At 74.7% G+C, this 14802-nt stretch carries 14 protein-coding genes and 1 tRNA gene; 4 read left to right on the top strand and 11 right to left on the bottom strand.

Annotated elements, in window-relative coordinates; all coding sequences use genetic code 11:
* Positions 1–213: 213 nt before the first annotated feature.
* From ABD067_RS06285 to ABD067_RS06270, 4 genes are all read right to left on the bottom strand, one after another.
* The gene (locus ABD067_RS06285) at positions 214–1026 is read right to left on the bottom strand and encodes an alpha/beta fold hydrolase (RefSeq protein ID WP_343894340.1); all 813 of its coding nucleotides are present in this window, start codon (positions 1024–1026) and stop codon (positions 214–216) included.
* A 59-nt stretch (positions 1027–1085) separates the two neighbouring features.
* Positions 1086–2420: an alpha,alpha-trehalose-phosphate synthase (UDP-forming) gene (locus ABD067_RS06280; RefSeq protein WP_343894339.1), complete on the bottom strand. Its 1335-nt coding sequence runs from the start codon at positions 2418–2420 to the stop codon at positions 1086–1088.
* Positions 2417–3190, bottom strand: a complete 774-nt coding sequence (otsB, locus tag ABD067_RS06275) for a trehalose-phosphatase (protein ID WP_343894338.1) — start codon at positions 3188–3190, stop codon at positions 2417–2419. The genes ABD067_RS06280 and otsB overlap by 4 nt, the downstream gene beginning before the upstream one ends.
* A 121-nt stretch (positions 3191–3311) precedes the next feature.
* Entirely contained in the window at positions 3312–3533 is a 222-nt protein-coding gene (locus tag ABD067_RS06270; RefSeq protein ID WP_343894337.1) for a hypothetical protein, read from the bottom strand.
* Between the two features lie 151 nt (positions 3534–3684).
* Here ABD067_RS06270 and ABD067_RS06265 point away from each other — a divergent pair, with 151 nt between their 5' ends.
* On the top strand, positions 3685–4137 hold the full coding sequence (locus ABD067_RS06265) for a cupin domain-containing protein (RefSeq protein WP_343894336.1): 453 nt from the start codon (positions 3685–3687) through the stop codon (positions 4135–4137).
* Positions 4138–4150: 13 nt separating this feature from the next.
* Positions 4151–4238, top strand: a tRNA-Leu gene (locus ABD067_RS06260).
* A 211-nt stretch (positions 4239–4449) separates the two neighbouring features.
* Here ABD067_RS06260 and ABD067_RS06255 read toward each other — a convergent pair.
* Positions 4450–5394, bottom strand: a complete 945-nt coding sequence (locus tag ABD067_RS06255) for a hypothetical protein (RefSeq protein ID WP_343894335.1) — start codon at positions 5392–5394, stop codon at positions 4450–4452.
* A gap of 507 nt (positions 5395–5901) precedes the next feature.
* On the opposite strand from ABD067_RS06255, the gene ABD067_RS06250 reads away from it, so the two are divergent.
* Both ABD067_RS06250 and trhA read left to right on the top strand, forming a co-directional pair.
* Entirely contained in the window at positions 5902–7773 is a 1872-nt protein-coding gene (locus ABD067_RS06250) for an ABC-F family ATP-binding cassette domain-containing protein (protein ID WP_343894334.1), read from the top strand.
* An 87-nt stretch (positions 7774–7860) separates the two neighbouring features.
* A complete protein-coding gene (gene trhA / locus ABD067_RS06245; RefSeq protein WP_343894332.1) occupies positions 7861–8556 on the top strand; it encodes a PAQR family membrane homeostasis protein TrhA in 696 nt (231 codons plus the stop codon).
* Positions 8557–8578: 22 nt separating this feature from the next.
* Here the strand turns inward: trhA and ABD067_RS06240 are convergent, their stop codons facing one another.
* The 6 genes from ABD067_RS06240 to ABD067_RS06215 form a co-directional block, all read right to left on the bottom strand.
* Positions 8579–9286 (bottom strand): ATP-binding cassette domain-containing protein, encoded by a 708-nt coding sequence (locus tag ABD067_RS06240; RefSeq protein WP_343894331.1) that lies wholly within the window; start codon positions 9284–9286, stop codon positions 8579–8581.
* On the bottom strand, positions 9286–10596 hold the full coding sequence (gene devC / locus ABD067_RS06235; RefSeq protein WP_343894330.1) for an ABC transporter permease DevC: 1311 nt from the start codon (positions 10594–10596) through the stop codon (positions 9286–9288). The genes ABD067_RS06240 and devC overlap by 1 nt, the downstream gene beginning before the upstream one ends.
* Positions 10593–11636 (bottom strand): efflux RND transporter periplasmic adaptor subunit, encoded by a 1044-nt coding sequence (locus ABD067_RS06230; protein WP_343894328.1) that lies wholly within the window; start codon positions 11634–11636, stop codon positions 10593–10595. Before ABD067_RS06230 ends, devC begins: the two co-directional genes overlap by 4 nt.
* On the bottom strand, positions 11633–12211 hold the full coding sequence (locus tag ABD067_RS06225) for a TetR/AcrR family transcriptional regulator (RefSeq protein ID WP_343894327.1): 579 nt from the start codon (positions 12209–12211) through the stop codon (positions 11633–11635). Before ABD067_RS06225 ends, ABD067_RS06230 begins: the two co-directional genes overlap by 4 nt.
* 90 nt (positions 12212–12301) lie before the next feature.
* Positions 12302–13291 carry a tetraacyldisaccharide 4'-kinase gene (gene lpxK / locus ABD067_RS06220; RefSeq protein ID WP_343894417.1) on the bottom strand — a complete coding sequence of 330 codons (990 nt, stop codon included), beginning with the start codon at positions 13289–13291 and terminating at the stop codon, positions 12302–12304.
* 90 nt (positions 13292–13381) lie between these two features.
* Positions 13382–14620 (bottom strand): 3-deoxy-D-manno-octulosonic acid transferase, encoded by a 1239-nt coding sequence (locus ABD067_RS06215; protein ID WP_343894416.1) that lies wholly within the window; start codon positions 14618–14620, stop codon positions 13382–13384.
* Positions 14621–14802 lie beyond the last annotated feature (182 nt).

Here is a 14802-nt window from a genome sequence, read left to right as displayed (position 1 = left end):
CGCCGCCGGCGCCGCCGCGGCGCCGGCCTTGAGGAACGTGCGTCGGTCGAGGGTCATCGTGGTGCGGTCCTCCCCGCGCGGCGGCTCTCGGGGCGCCCCGATCCGGGCGCGTGGCCGCCTGCGCCAGCGGAGGTTACACCGTCCGACCGAAGCGCCTAATCCCCGCGTCGGGCCGGCGCCGCGGCCGTAAGGACCGGGGCGGGGCCGGGCGCCTCAGCCGATGCCGGCCAGCAACTCGACGACCTTCTCCGGCGCCGGCACTTCGACGTCATGCGGAACCGGCAGCTCCACGTACGTCCAACCCTCCTTCGCGCGGGCGCGTCGCCGGCTCGGCTCGATCGAGGCCAAGGGCGGGTTGGTGTAGGAGACGTAGGTGACCGGCAGGCCCGCCCCCGCGGGCTTCGACAAGCGCACCGGGCTCTCGTAGGTGCCGATCGGGTGCGGCCGCAAGCGCCGCATGAACCAGTCCTTCGCCGGGCCGTCCGGGATCGGGAACGCCTCGGGGCCGGGCACCGGCAGCGCGACCCCTCCGCCTTGCTCGCGGACGGCCTTGCGGCGCGAGTCCTCCACGCCTGCGGGGAGGACCGTGAAAGCCGTGTCGCCGTTCTCGGGGAGCAGCGCGTCCAGATAGACGACGTGGCGGATGCGGTCGGCCATGCGGTCCGCCACGCCGGTCACGGCCATGCCGCCGTAGGAGTGGCCAACCAGGATGATGTCGGCGATCTCTTCGGTTTCGATGACGTTCGCCACGTCCCCGATGTGGGTGTCCACGGTGATCTGGCGCGACAAGAGGTGGCTGCGCTCGCCGAGGCCGGTCTGGGTCGGCGTCCAAACGCGGTGGCCTCGCCGGCGCAGCCCCCCGGCCACGTCGCGCCAGATCCAGCCGCCGCCGTAAGCGCCATGCACGAGGACGTAGTTCTTGCCCCCCGCCGTTGGCGCGGGCTGCGCCTGCGCCGCGACGCGGTCGGCCGCGAGCGCCATCGGCGGCGCCGCTGCCAGCGCGCCCAGCAGATTGCGACGGTCCATCGAACGATCCCCTTTGTGCGGTTGCAGAGCTTCGCGCCAAGCGGCGCCGGCGGACGCGCCTACCCCTCCAGCGCCGCCAGGAACTTCTGGCACCAGTTCCGCGCCGAGCCTTCCCGCACCTCCGCCGCCATCGGCTCCCAGCGTTCCTGGCGCTCCTTCAGCGGCATGGCCATCGCTTGGTCCAGCGCCTCCGCGATCTCGTCCGGGTCGAGCGGATTCACCAGCAGCGCGCCTTTCAGGTAGGGCGCGGCGCCGGCGAAGCGGGACAGCACCAGCGTCCCCGGGTCGGCCGGGTCCTGGGCCGCGACGTACTCCTTGGCGACGAGGTTCATGCCGTCGCGGAGCGGCGTCACCAGCCCGACGCGCGCGTGGCGCATGAAGCCCGCGAGGGTCGGGCGCGGCACAGGGCGGGTCATGTAGCGGAGCGGCACCCAGTCCGGCTCGGCGTAGTCGCCGTTGATGCGGCCCACCAGTTCGTCCAGCTCCCGCCGCAGCGCTTGGTATTGCGCCACGTCGCCCCGCGACACGGGCGCGACCTGGAGGTACGTCACCCGCGAGCGCTGCTCCGGGTAGCGCGCGAGCAGTTGGCCGTAGCCGGAGAAGCGTTGCGGCAGGCCTTTGGAATAGTCCAGGCGGTCCACGCCGATCACCAAGGCGCGCCCGGCGATGCTCCGGCGGAAGCGCGCCATCTCCTGCTTCTCGACCGCGCGCTCGGCCAGCTTCGCGAAGGCGTCCGCGTCTATGCCGATGGGGAAGGCCGAGACGCGCTCCGCCGCTTCCGCGTGCCCTTCGGCGGCGAGGGCGGCGCGGAGGTGGGCGGCGTCGTCCTCCGTTTGCAGGCCGATCACGTCGTAGGCGGCGAGGTCCGCCAGCAGCTCGGCGCTGCGCGGCAGGCCGGCGAAGACGGCGGGCGGGGGGAAGGGCACGTGCAGGAAGAAGCCGAGGCGCTGCCGGCTCCCGCGCCGCCGCAATTCCGCGCCCATGGGAAAGAGGTGGAAGTCGTGCGCCCAAACCATGTCGTCCGGCCGCAGCAACGGCGCGAGCGCCCCGGCGAAGGCGGCGTTCACCTCGCGGTAGCCGGCGTAGTCGTCGCGCGAGAACTGGGCCAGGCCGAGGCGGTAGTGCAGGGTGGGCCACAGGGAGCCGTTGGAGAAGCCTTGGTAGTAGCGGCGGTAGTCGCTGTCGCCGAGGTCGAGCGTGGCGTAGGTCAGGCGGCCCTGGCGCAGCAGAGACGGCTCCGCCGCGGTGGCCTCCGCGGTCTTGCCGCTCCAGCCGAACCACATGGCGTCGCGGCGGTTGACGGCGTCTTGCAAGGCCACGGCCAAGCCGCCGGCCGTCGCGCCGCGTTCCTTGGGGTCCGGGACGCGGTTGGCGACTATCACCAAGCGCTTCATGCCGGGGCTTCGGTCTCCGCGGCCGGGACGCAGCGGGCGAGCCATTCGCGCAGCGCCTCCGGCTCGCCGAACGCGTCCTGTAGGCGCAGGCCCAGGCCGCCGTGCTCGCGCGCCACGGCCATGCCCTCCTCGTCGGTGACGTCGTCGCCGATGAACACCGGGCGGCGGCCGGCGAAGGGCGCGCGGGCCATCAGGTCGCGGACCGCCGTGCCCTTGGACGCGCCTCGCGGCCGCACCTCCCAGGCCATGCGGGCTTCGAGCAGGGTGAAGCCGCCGCCGTTGGGCCCGGCTTCGGCGAGCAATTCGTCCAGCAGGGCCTTCGCCACCGGGCCGGCGGCCGGGGCGAGGCGGTAGTGGACGACGAAGCCGTGCTCCTTGTCCTCGATCAGCGTGCCGGGAAAGCGTTCAACCAGGGTGGCGGCGCGGTCCCGCCAAGCGGCCGGCGCGTGCGGCAGGTCGGGCGATTCGGGCGGCTGGCCGGGCACCGGGCGCAAGGTGGCGCCGTGGTCGCCCGCCATGGCGATCGGCACCGGAAGGAAATGGTCCAGGTCGCGGAGCGGCCGGCCGCTCACGATGGCTAGCGCCCCGTTCAGCCCGGCGGCTATGCGTTGCAGCAGGCGCGGCAGGCCGGGCTGGACTTGCACCGCGTCGGGCCGCGGCGCGATCTCCACCAGGGTGCCGTCGAAGTCGAGGAAGAGCGCCGCGTCCGAGATGGGGCCGAGGTCCGGCGACCGCGGAGGGGGCGGAAGGGCGAAGGAAGTTCCGGCCATGCGCCGGCACCATAAGGTCCGGCGGCGCATCCTCCCAACCGCGCGAGGCGCCGTTTGACGTGATCGTGCGGACCGCGGTGCCGATGTTGCGATGGCGTGGCGGAAGCCGGCCCGGGCCGGCTCAGCGCTGCGCCGTTCTGTCCGTTTCCGTCGTCCAAAGCGCCATGGCGGGCGGCAGGACACCCACCACCAGCCAGTGCAGCAGCGACGCTTGGCGGGTCAGGAAGCCCGCCTCCCAGAACATGACGCAACCGATCTGCGCCAGCACCATCCAGGCCAAGGAGATCACCAGCGCCACCGCCTGCGCGCGCTCCGCCTGCCGCTTAGAAGAAGAGTTCCGCATCTGCCGTGCTTTCCTTCCGCGGCCGGGTGGCGCAGCCTGCCGGGGCCTCGGCGGCGCGATGCCCTTGTATACGCGAAACGACCTACTGAACACGAGTTCGTGAACATTAAAAATAAGACACGAAGGCAGCAGCCAGAGCGGGAGGTCCGCCATGCCAGACGACGCTCCGATTCAGCAGCCCCCGGCCCCCGCGTCCGGGCGCACGATGGTGCGCCACGCGGCCGACTCCGGCTTCGACCGGGGGTTGCGCGCCTTTTTCGAGTACCGCGACCTCGGCATCCGTGACGCGACGCACGGCGCGTTCGGCGCCCACGTCATCCGCGCCGTGCCCGGCCGGCACCCCGAGCCGAAGTGGCACACCCACGACTTGGCGTTCCAGATGGTCTACGTGCTCAAGGGCTGGGTGCGCTTCGAGTACGAAGACATCGGCGAGGTGGAGTTGCGGCCCGGCGACTGCGTCCACCAGCCCCCGCGCGTCCGGCACCGCGAGATCGCGCACTCGGACGACCTGGAACTGATCGAGATCACCGGCCCGGCCGAGTTCGCCACCGCGACAGCGGAGGAGCCGGCGGCGGCGCTGGACCGCGCGGGAGCGACGGGTTAGACCGCGCCGCCCTGCCCCTGTGGCGGAATGGTAGACGCAGCGGACTCAAAATCCGTTGCCCGGCGACGGGCGTGGGAGTTCGAGTCTCCCCGGGGGCACCACAAACGGCTTCGGCATACGGGGCTTCGCGCGCCGGTCCGGTTCGGGGCGCCGGTCCGGTTCGGGGCGCCGGTCCGCCGCGCCCGGCCCGACGCTACCGGCGATTCGGCGGGCGTCGGCTCCGCGCGGGGCGCGGAGCATCGGGGCGCGCCGGCCGCCCGCACCGGCTCGTGGGAATGCTGCGGGCGACCGCGAAAGGGCTCCGGGCGCGGCTCATCGGCGCCAAGTGGCGATGATCGCTTCGGCCGCGCCGCCGAGGACGTCGGACTGCAAGGCCAAGGGATCGCCGAAGACGACCTTCGCCAAATCCTTGTCCAGCATGACCTTGGACAGCAGCGTAAGCGCCTCGGTCGCTGGCGGTTGGTCGAGCGGGTCGGGGGGCGTCAGGGTCTCCGCGAACACGACCCGGTCCTGCCGGCTCGGATGGTCGTCCAGCAACCAGTCGAAGAACTGCCTTTGCAGGTTGCCGTCCCGGGCTTGGTGGACGCCGATGACGACGACCGCGGCGCGGTCCCAGGCCAGCGAAGGGTAGGCGGCCTTCCAGCGGACGACCTGGTTCCGGAACTGCTCCAGTTGCGACGCCGCGGCGTGTTCGAGGTTCTTGCGCACGGCGGCCCGCACGGTGGCGCCCATGTCGTCGAGCAGGGCCTGGTCGACCGAGCCCTGCTGGTGGATGCGCTGCGCGAACCGCCGCACGTCGCCGAGCATGCCGCGTTGCAGCGTCCGCAGCTCTTCCGGGATGTCGCCCCGCCGCGCCACTTCGGCCTCGGCCGCGGACAGCAGGGACTGGTACCGCGCGAGCCAGGCGCGCCTCTCGTCGTCCAGCGCCCCGAGCCCGAAGGGCGCGAGCCGGGCCGCCAGCGCGGCCGCCGTGTGGGAAACGGCGCTCGCTTCCAGGTAAAGCGCCGCGTCCATCGAGAACAGTTCCGGCGCTTCGACGCCGGGGCGGTAGAGCGCGATCTGCTCGAAGCGGTTCACCAGCACCGGGACGGCGGCCCGGAGGTTGGCGAGCGCCTGCGCGGCGCCGAGGCGGTAGGCTTCCGTGAAGGCGCGGTCCAGGTCCGAGATCGCGTCCGCGCGCGGCCCGCCGAAGGGCGCCAAAAGACCGAGGCCGACCACGGCCGCCCGCAGCAGGCGGTGCACAGAACCCAGGCCCATCGCCCGACGCGCCGGCCGCGCGCCTGCTCGGCCACTTGGCGCGGCACGCCCGTCCCGAACGGTTGCGAATCCGGCTATGGGCGGGGAGGGAGCGCTCGGCATGGCGGGCTGCACCGTGACACCGCCCGCATGGCCGCGTCCTCCGCCTGGAGCGATGGCTCGCCACTTCTTGACGAGGTGCGCGGTGACCGTGAGGACCGGCGCGGCGTCCGTCGCGCTTCCGCGGCCACGCCTCCCAAACGCCCATCCCCTTGCGTCGCCGCCCGCGCCCTGGCTTCTTCGCGCATGTCGGAGGCGGCGCGCGGGTGCGCCCTCCACCCGGACCCGGACCCGCCAAACGCGCCCCGCTGCTGGAAATCGGCCATGCTTCCCCCACACGGAACGATTCGGCGCCGGAACCTGGCGCACGCTCGGCGCATGGGAGCCCGAACCCCCGGAGTCGTTGGGACCGGAAAGGGCGTGCGCCGCCTTGCACCACCGCGCCGGCGCCTGTTGTAGAACCTCCCCATGACAGTACTGGCGATCCGCAACCTGACCCTCCGCATCGCCGGCCGCGCGCTGCTGGACGACGCCGACCTGGCCGTGGACCCGGGCCGGCGCGTCGGGCTGGTCGGGCGCAACGGCGCCGGCAAGTCCACCCTGCTGCGGGCCGTCTCCGGGCGGATCGCCCCCGACGGCGGCGAGATCCGCTTGGCCGCCCGCGCCCGGCTCGGCTACGTCGCGCAGGAAGCGCCGGCCGGTCCCCTGAGCCTGCTCGACACCGTGCTGGAGGCGGACGCCGAGCGCGCCGCGCTGCTGGCCGAGGCGGAGCGGGGGCCGGACCCCGCGCGCCTCGGCGAGATCCACGAGCGCCTCCTCGCCATCGGCGCCGACAGCGCCCCCGCGCGCGCCGCGACCGTGCTGGCGGGGCTCGGCTTCGACGCGGAGGCGCAGGCGCGGCCCGTGGGCGAGTTCTCCGGCGGCTGGCGGATGCGCGTGGCGCTGGCCCGCGCGCTGTTCCTGGAGCCCGACCTGCTGCTGCTGGACGAGCCGACCAACCACCTCGACCTGGAAGCCGCCATGTGGCTGGAGGGCTGGTTGCAGCGCTTCTCCGGCGCCGCGCTGCTGGTGAGCCACGACCGCTTCCTGCTGGACCGCTGCGTCCACGCCATCGCCCACCTCGACCGCGGCAAGCTCACGCTCTACCCCGGCGGCTTCGGCGAGTTCACCCGCATCCGCGCCGAGCGGCAGGCGCAGCAGGCGGCGCAGAACGAGCGCGTGCTGGCGCAGCGCGCGCACATGCAGGCCTTCGTGGACCGCTTCCGCGCCAAGGCGACCAAGGCCCGGCAGGCGCAGAGCCGGCTCAAGGCGCTGGAACGCTTGCCGCCGATCGAGGCGGTGGTGGAGGACGCGCCGACGCGCTTCGCCTTCCCCGAGCCCGCCGCGCTGCCGCCGCCCGTGCTCTCCCTCCGCCGCGCCGCCGCCGGCTACGACGGGCGCCCGGTGCTGCGCGGCCTGGACCTGCGGCTGGACCAGGACGACCGCGTGGCGCTGCTCGGCGCCAACGGCAACGGCAAGTCCACCCTGGCCAAGGTGCTCGCGGGCCGCCTGCCCTTGATGGCGGGCGAGCAGCACCGGGCGCCGCGATTGCGCGTCGGCTACTTCGCGCAGCACCAGGCGGAGGAGCTGGACCCGGACGGCACGCCGCTCTCCCACATGCAGGCGGCGCTGCCCAAGGCGACCGAAACGCAATGCCGCGCCCAGCTCGCCCGCTTCGGGCTGGACGCCGACCGCGCGGAAACGGCCGTCGCCTCCTGCTCCGGCGGCGAGAAGGCGCGGCTGCTGCTCGCGCTCTGCACGCGCGATGCGCCGCAGCTCCTGATCCTGGACGAGCCGACCAACCACCTCGACATCGACGCGCGCGACGCGCTGGTGCGGGCGCTGGGGGACTACGCCGGCGCGGTGCTGCTCATCACCCACGACCCGCATTTGGTGGAGCTGGTGGCGGACCGGCTCTGGCTGGTGGCGGACGGCACGGCGCGGCCCTTCGAGGGCGACCTGGACGAGTACCGCGCCCTCCTGGCCGAACGGTCGCGCCCGGAGGCGGCCCGGCAAGAGGCGGTGCCGACGCGACGCGACGAACGGCGCGAGCGGGCCGAGGCGCGCGGCGCGCTGGCGCCGCTGCGCGAGCGGCTCAAGCGCGTGGAAACGACGCTCGCGGCCTTGGGCAAGGAAGCGGCCACGATAGACGAAGCGCTGTCCGACCCGCGCCTCTACGCCCGCGACAACCCCGGCCTGCTCGCCCGCGCCACCGCGCGCCGCGCCGCCATCGCGCGCGAGGTGGAGGCGCTGGAGGCGGAGTGGCTGGAGTTGCAGGAGCGGCTTGAAGACGCGGCCTAGCCCGCGATCGCCCTGGGCGGAAACGCCCAGGGCTCGAACCGCCTTGTTACTCGGGGCCGCTTCGCGCTCGGAGGCGTCGAGCAGACGATGACACCGCCAAAGGCGGCGCGGAGGGATGCCTCGGCCGGCTTGCCGCGCCGCTACAGCCGGGGCGAGCTGATCGCCGACGCCGCCGTCCACGCGCTCGGCGCCGCTTTCGGGCTGACCGCCTGCGGCATGCTCGCCGCCGCCGCGCTGCCCTCGGCCGCCGCGGACCCGCTCGGGGCGCTGGGCCTCCTGGCCTACGCGGCCGGGCTCGTGGCGATGCTCGGGTGCTCCGCGCTCTACAATCTCACCCCCGCCGGCGCTCGTCGCAAGGCGCTCTACCGGCGGTGCGACCGCGCCGCGATCTTCGCCATGATCGCCGGGACCTACACCCCTTTCGCCGGCATGGCGGTCGGCGGGGCCGCCGGCGGCGCGCTGCTGGCCGGCGTGTGGACGGCCGCCGCTGCGGGGGCGGCGCACGCGCTGCTGGGCCGGCCGGGGCGCCGCGAACGCTTGGCCGTGCTGCTCTACCTGCTGCTGGGCTGGTGCGGCGTGGTCCTCATCGTCCCGCTCGCCGACGCCCTTTCGACGGGGGCGCTGGCGCTGCTCGTGGCGGGCGGGGTGCTCTACACCGCTGGCACCGCGTTCCACCTGGCGGACCGGCTGCCCTTCCACAACGCGGCGTGGCACGCTTTCGTGCTCGGGGCCGCCGCCTGCCACTTCGCCGCCGTGCTGCGGGACATCGCGCCGGCAGGCTGAGCGCGCGGGCTCCGGTGCGGCGTCACTCGGCCGCCGCCCCCGCCTCCGCCGCCGTGATCCGCCCGTCCTCCATCGACACGACGCGGTCGGCGATGTCCAGGATGCGCGGGTCGTGGGTGACGAGCAGGATCGGCACTCCCTGCCGCTTCGCCAAGTCGCGCAGCAGCCGCACCACCTCGCCGCCGCTTTGCTTGTCGAGCGCCGCCGTGGGCTCGTCCGCCAGGATCAGCCCCGGCCTGCCCACCAGCGCCCGCGCCACCGCCACGCGCTGCCGCTGGCCGCCGGAGAGCTTCGCCGGCGGCGCGTCCGCGCGGTCGCCGATGCCCACCGCCTCCAGCATGGCGCCGGCGCGCGCCATCCGTTCCTTCTCGCTCGTCGCGGGGTCGAGTTCGAGCGCCATGGCCACGTTCTGCCGCGCCGTCAGGAAGCCGAGCAGGTTGTGCTGCTGGAAGATGAAGCCGATGCGCCGCCGCAGTTCCACGCGCTGGCGCTCGGTGGCGCCGGCCAATTGCAGCCCGAGCACCGACGCGCTGCCCGTCTGCACCGCGCGCAAGGCGCCGATCAGGGTCAGGAGCGTCGTCTTGCCGCTGCCGGACGGGCCGGTCAGCAGCACGATCTCGCCCGGCCCGACCGTGAGGTCCACGTCGCGCAGCACCGGCCGCGCCAGATCGCCCGTGCCGTAGGCGTAGCCGACGCCGCGCAGCTCGATCGGGTTCGCCCCGCCGCGCATCAGAACATGTCCGCGGGGTTGGCGTCGCGGAGCTTGCGCATCGCCAGGAGGCCCGCGAGCGCGCACATGGCGAAGATCATCAGGAACACCCCGACCCCTCGCTCCAGGTCCATGTTCAGCGGCAGGAAGGTGGCTTCGCCGACCGCGCCGTACAGGAAGAACGACAGGCCGAAGCCCGGCAGGAAGCCCAGCACTGCCAGGATCAGCGCCGCCGACAGCACCGCCCGGCCCAGGTACCAATTGGAGTAGCCCATGGCCTTCAGCGTGGCGTACTCGCGCAGGTGGCTGGCGATGTCGCTGAACAAGATCTGGTAGACGATGACCATGCCGACCACGAGGCCCATCAGGCTGCCGAAGGCGAAGATGAAGCCGATCGGCGTCGCCTCCTCCCAGTAGCGCCGCTCCCACGCCACCAGCTCGGGCTGGCTCAGCACGATCACGTCGCGCGGCAACAGCTCCGCCAAGCGCCGCTTCGCCGCCTCCACGTCCGCGCCCGGCCGCAGCTTGATCGCCGCCAGGTCTATGGCCGAGACCTGCCGCTCCTTGACCAAGCGGCGGAAGTTCACCTCGGAGAGCACCACGTTGCCGTCGGCGCCGAAGGAGGGGCCGATCTCCACCAGCCCCACCACCTCCATCAGGCGGTTGCCGATCTGCGCCTCGAACGGCCCGCGCTCGGCGAGCAGCTTCGCCACGTCGCCGAATTCGGGGCGGGAGCGGCGGTCGAAGGCGACCGCGTCGGGACGCTTCAGCGCGTCCACCAGCGGCGCGAGGCCGGGGAAGTCCATCACCCCCGCCTCCGTGTCGAAGCCGATGAGCTGCACGGCCCGGCGGGCGCCGTTCTCCGGGTTCCGCCAGCTCGCCTGCGCCAGGTAGACCGGCACCGCCGCCTGCACCTCCGGAAGCGCGAGGGCCTGGCTGGCGCGCGCGCGCGGGAAGGTCTCGGGCTTGAAGCTCGCCGTGGTGAGCGGGTGCATCAGGAACACGTCGGCGCGCATGGATTGCAGAAGCGCGGTGGCGCTGTCGAACAGCGCCGAGCGGAAGCCGAGCTGCATGAACACCAGCACGCAGGCGAACATCACGCCGGCGATGGCGGAGGCGAGCCGCGCCTTCTCCGCCCGGAGCTGCCGCCACGCGAGCCGGAGCGGCAGCAGCAGGGAGCGGAGCGGCCGGAAGGAAGTGGTGCGGCGCGCCGGCCCTTCGCGCCCCGACGGCGGCGGCTGCGGGGGCGCTCCGCCGGTGCGCTCGGGCGCCCAGGGCAGGAGTTCGCCGTCGGGCGGCGGCGCGGAAGGGGTTCTGGTGAGGACGTTCACGGCCGGATCGCCACCTGCACCTGCATGTTGGTCCGCCGCTCCAGCGCGGCGCGGCCCTCTTCGGACAAGGAAAGGCGCACCTCCACCGTGCGCGCGTCCACCGCCGCCACGGGGTCGGTGCCGGCCTGCACGGTGCGGCGCACCAGCCAGCCGATCTCGCGCACCTCCGCGTCGTAGCGGCGGGGTTCGCCCGGCACGACCACCTCGGCCGGCGCGCCGGGGCGCAGCCGCGGCAGGTCGGTCTCGTACACGTCCGCCACCACGTCCAGGCGCGTCAGGTCCGCCAGGTCGAGCAGCCCGTCGCTGCCGATCTGGTCGCCCGGCCGCGCGTAGACCCGCAGCACCGTGCCCGCGATCGGCGCCCGCACGCGCGAGAGCGAAGCGTCGGCGCTCGCCCTGGCCACCTGCGCCTCCGCAGCGGCCACCTGGGCCTCGCTGAGCGCGACGTCCTCGGGACGCGGGCGCGACAGGGTTTCGAGCTGCGCCTCCGCTTCGGCGCGCTCGGCGGCGCGGGCGGCCGCGGCGGCGCGGTTGCGGTCGGCGGCGGCGAAGGCCCCGGCGCCGCTGGGCACGAGCCGCTCCGCCCGCTCCGCTTCGCGGCGGGCGATCGCTTCCTGCGCGGCGAGGCTCTCGATGCGGGCGCGCTGCGCCGCGATCTCGGAAGGGCGGCCGGCGGCGCGCGTCTTGGCGAGGTTGGCGCGCGCCTCCGCCAAGGACGCCTCGGCCTGCGCCAGCGCCGCATCCTTCTGCGCCGCGTCGCCCAGCTCGGCGAGGAGCTGGCCCGCCTCGACCCGGTCGCCCTCGGCCACCAGCAGCCGCTCGACGCGGGTGACGGCGAAGCCGCCGGGCTGCGTCAGCTTGCGGATGCGCGACGCGGGCTCCACGCGGCCCAGCGCCCCGACGCCTGGCGGCTCGGACGGCGCCGCGGCCGCGGGCGCGGTCGCCTGCGGCGCTTGGCCGGCCCGGAGGAAGAACCAAGCGCCGCCGCCCAGCGCCGCGAGGAACGCCGCCACCAGCAGGAGGCCGCGGCGCCGAGTCACGGAACGGGGTCCAGCAGGCGGGAGAGCGCGGCGTGCATGTCGCGGCGCTCGTCCGGCCCGAGTTCGTACATGCCGAAGATCCGGGCCATGAACAGGCCGTCCATCGCCGCCATGACCGCCATGCCGTGCCCCGGCGCCAGCCCGTCCGTCGCCACGGCCTCCCTCAACCGCGCGACCACGGCGCGGATCGGGTCGAGCAGCGCGGGGTCGTGGTGGAAAGCGGCGAGGAACACGGCGGCGGCGCGGTCGCAGCGCTCGTTCGCCTCCGCCTCCGACACCTCCAGCCCCCAGGCCAGCATGGCGCGCGCGGCGCGGCCCGGGCCGGGCGGCAGGCGTTCCAGAGCCTCCGTGAAGTCCTGGGACACGAACTCCGCCAACCGGCCCAGCAGGGCGGAAAGCAGCGCCTCCTTGGAAGAGAAATGGTAGAGCAGCCCGCCCTTGGACACGCCGGCCTCTCGGGCGGCCGCTTCCAAGGTGAGGTTGGGGACGCCGCGGGCGCGGACGATGGCTTCCGCGGCGTCGAGGATGCGGGTGCGGGCATCGGTCGCCGGGGTGGAAGCGTGGTCGCGAGCCATGCCGGAAAGCTATACCGGCCGGACGGTATGTCAACCGTCCGGCCGGTATAGTGAACTCACATCGTTTCGGCCGGCCTCGATCGGGGCCGTTCAGGCGGGAACCGGGATCCTTTGGGCGAGCGGCTCGAGCAGGGCTTCGATCTGCGCCGGTTCGGACCATTCCAGGCGGACCGTCACCACCGTCACCCGGCTGCGGAAGGCGGGCGGGATGCGGACGTAGTCCTTGCGCGTCGTCACCGGGATGGCGCGCAGCGCTTCCGCTTCGGCCAACAGGTCGCGCATGTCGCCGTCGTCGAAGGGGTAGTGGTCGGCGAAGGCCTCGCGGCCGGCGAGCACCATGCCCGCCTCGGTCAGCGTGGCGAAGAATTTGAGCGGGTTGGCGATGCCGCAGAAGGCGAAGACCGGCTGGCCCGAGAGCAACTCCGCTTCCGGCCCCGGCTTGAGCGCCGCCCGCAGCACGGGGAGCCCCGGCGGCAGCATGGCCGCGGCGCCCGCCTCGTCGGGGCCGATCAGAACCGCGGCGCGGCTGCGCGCGGCGGCGGCGCTCACCGGCTCGCGCAACGGGCCGGCCGGGATGATGCGCCCGTTCCCAAAGCCGTAGCCGCCGTCCACGATCAGCAGCGACAGGTCCTTCTCCAGCGTCGGGTTCTGCAAGCCGTCGTCCATGACGATCGCCTGCGCCCCCGCTTCCACGGCGGCCCTGGCGCCGGCGGCGCGGTCGGCCGAGATCCAGGCCGGGCGCTCCGCCGCCAGCAGCAGCGCCTCGTCGCCGACCGCCATGCTGTCGTGGACCGCCGGGTCCACCCGCAGCGGCCCCTTGAGCGTCCCGCCGTAGCCGCGCAGGAGGTAGTGCACCGCGATGCCGCGGTTGGCGAGGCGCTGGCCGATGTCGAGCGCCGCCGTGGTCTTGCCGGAGCCGCCCGCGGTGGCGTTGCCGCAGCAGATCACCGGCACCGGCGCCCGCCAGCCCGACCGCCGCATCCGGCGGGCGGTGGCGGCGGCATAGACCGCGGAGGCGGGCGTCAGGAGCAGGGGCAGCAAACCGCCGCCGCTTTCCCGCCAGAACCCCGGGGCGCGCATCATGCCTCGGCCGGTCTCCGCACCTTGCTGCTCGGCGTCATCCTGTTTCCTTGGGTTGGCGGCCGGGCGGAACGCACCGGCGCCGGTCCGTCAGCGAACCGCCGCGGCCGCGCCGACGGCGCCGCGATCGGCGCCGGGGGGCGGCGGGGGCAGCAACCGCAGCAACGCATCCGCCACTTGGCCGGGCAGGCCCTCCGCGACCGCGGCTGTCGAGGCGGCGGCGTCCGCCATCCCGCGCGCGCGGTCCGGCCTCGATAGCACGCCCGCCGCGAGGGCCGCCAGGGCGCCCGCCGGGTCCGGCCCTTCGACCCTGAGCGCCCCGCCGGCGGCGAGCAGGCGCGCCACCGGCTCGGCGAAGTTGGCGGTGTGGGGCCCGAGCAGGACCGGGCAGCGGAGGCGGGCCGGTTCCATCGGGTTCTGCCCGCCGTGCGGCACCAGCGAGCCGCCGACCAAGCACGCGCCCGCGAGGCGGTAGAACAGGCCGAGCTCGCCCATCGTGTCCGCCACGTAGACCGCCGTGCCCGGCGAGGGGGGCGCCCCGCCTGCCGCGCGGCGGGCCACCGCGAGCCCGCCCGCCGCCGCCTCCGACGCGACCGCCGGGCCGCGGTGGGGGTGGCGCGGGACGATCACGGTGAGGAGGTCGGCGAGCCCGGACGCCGCCGCGCGGCGGTGCGCGTCCAGCACGACCGCCTCTTCGCCCGGGTGGGTGCTGGCGGCGAGGAACACGGGGCGGCCGCCGACGGCCTCGCGCAGCCGCGCCAATTCGCCCGGGTCGGCAGGCAGGGGCGCCGCGGCGTCCTTCAGGTTGCCGAGGCAGAGCGCCAGCCGCGCGCCCGCGGCGCCGAGCCGCGCCGCGTCGGCCGGCGTCTGCGCGAGCACGGGCGACAGGGAGGAGAACAGTTCCCGCGCCAGGCCCGGCGCCCAACGGCGCCAGCGCCGCGAGGACCGTTCCGAGAAGCGGGCGTTGACCAGGGCCAGCGGCACCCCGCGGCGGCGGGCGGCACGGATCAGGTTCGGCCACAGTTCCGACTCCACCAGCGCGCCCGCGTCCGGCCGCCAGCCGGCCAGGAAGCGCTCCACCCAGCGGGGCACGTCGAGCGGCGCGAAGCGGTGCTGCACCCGGTCGGCCAGCGCCGGCGGCAAGCGGCGGGCGAGCAGCGCGGCGGAGGTGGCGGTGCCGGTGGTCAGCAGCACGCCGAGGTCCGGCGCCCGCGCCGCCAGCGCCTCCAGGAGCGGCAGCACCGAAAGCGTCTCGCCCACGCTCGCCGCGTGCAGCCAGAGCAGGCGGCCGGGCGGCCGCGCCGCCCCGTCCCCGCGGCGCTCCGCCAGCCGCGGCGCGACCTCCTTGCCGCGCGCCGCGCGCCAGCGGAGGTAAGGGCGGAGCGGCGGCGGCGCGGCGGCGGCGGCCTACCGCCATGCCCAACCGGCGAAGCTCATCGCCCCGCCCTCACGGGGCCCCCTCATGGGCCCAGGCGTCGGCCGCGTCGCACGCGGCGGTGAGGGCGGCGGCG

The organism is Craurococcus roseus (genome assembly GCF_039523795.1).
Lineage (GTDB): Bacteria > Pseudomonadota > Alphaproteobacteria > Acetobacterales > Acetobacteraceae > Craurococcus > Craurococcus roseus.
The sequence above is the reverse complement of the archived record's forward strand: the minus strand, read 5'-3'. Positions and strand labels throughout refer to the sequence as shown.

Bases quoted from the DNA above. Each gene is read 5' to 3' on its own strand.
- lpxK (WP_343894417.1), bottom strand. From the start codon at position 13,291: ATGCGCGCCCCGGGGTTCTGGCGGGAAAGCGGCGGCGGTTTGCTGCCC.
- ABD067_RS06250 (WP_343894334.1), top strand. From the start codon at position 5,902: ATGACAGTACTGGCGATCCGCAACCTGACCCTCCGCATCGCCGGCCGC.
- ABD067_RS06255 (WP_343894335.1), bottom strand. From the start codon at position 5,394: ATGGGCCTGGGTTCTGTGCACCGCCTGCTGCGGGCGGCCGTGGTCGGC.
- trhA (WP_343894332.1), top strand. From the start codon at position 7,861: ATGACACCGCCAAAGGCGGCGCGGAGGGATGCCTCGGCCGGCTTGCCG.
- ABD067_RS06240 (WP_343894331.1), bottom strand. From the start codon at position 9,286: ATGCGCGGCGGGGCGAACCCGATCGAGCTGCGCGGCGTCGGCTACGCC.
- ABD067_RS06280 (WP_343894339.1), bottom strand. From the start codon at position 2,420: ATGAAGCGCTTGGTGATAGTCGCCAACCGCGTCCCGGACCCCAAGGAA.
- ABD067_RS06285 (WP_343894340.1), bottom strand. From the start codon at position 1,026: ATGGACCGTCGCAATCTGCTGGGCGCGCTGGCAGCGGCGCCGCCGATG.
- otsB (WP_343894338.1), bottom strand. From the start codon at position 3,190: ATGGCCGGAACTTCCTTCGCCCTTCCGCCCCCTCCGCGGTCGCCGGAC.
- ABD067_RS06265 (WP_343894336.1), top strand. From the start codon at position 3,685: ATGCCAGACGACGCTCCGATTCAGCAGCCCCCGGCCCCCGCGTCCGGG.
- ABD067_RS06270 (WP_343894337.1), bottom strand. From the start codon at position 3,533: ATGCGGAACTCTTCTTCTAAGCGGCAGGCGGAGCGCGCGCAGGCGGTG.
- ABD067_RS06225 (WP_343894327.1), bottom strand. From the start codon at position 12,211: ATGGCTCGCGACCACGCTTCCACCCCGGCGACCGATGCCCGCACCCGC.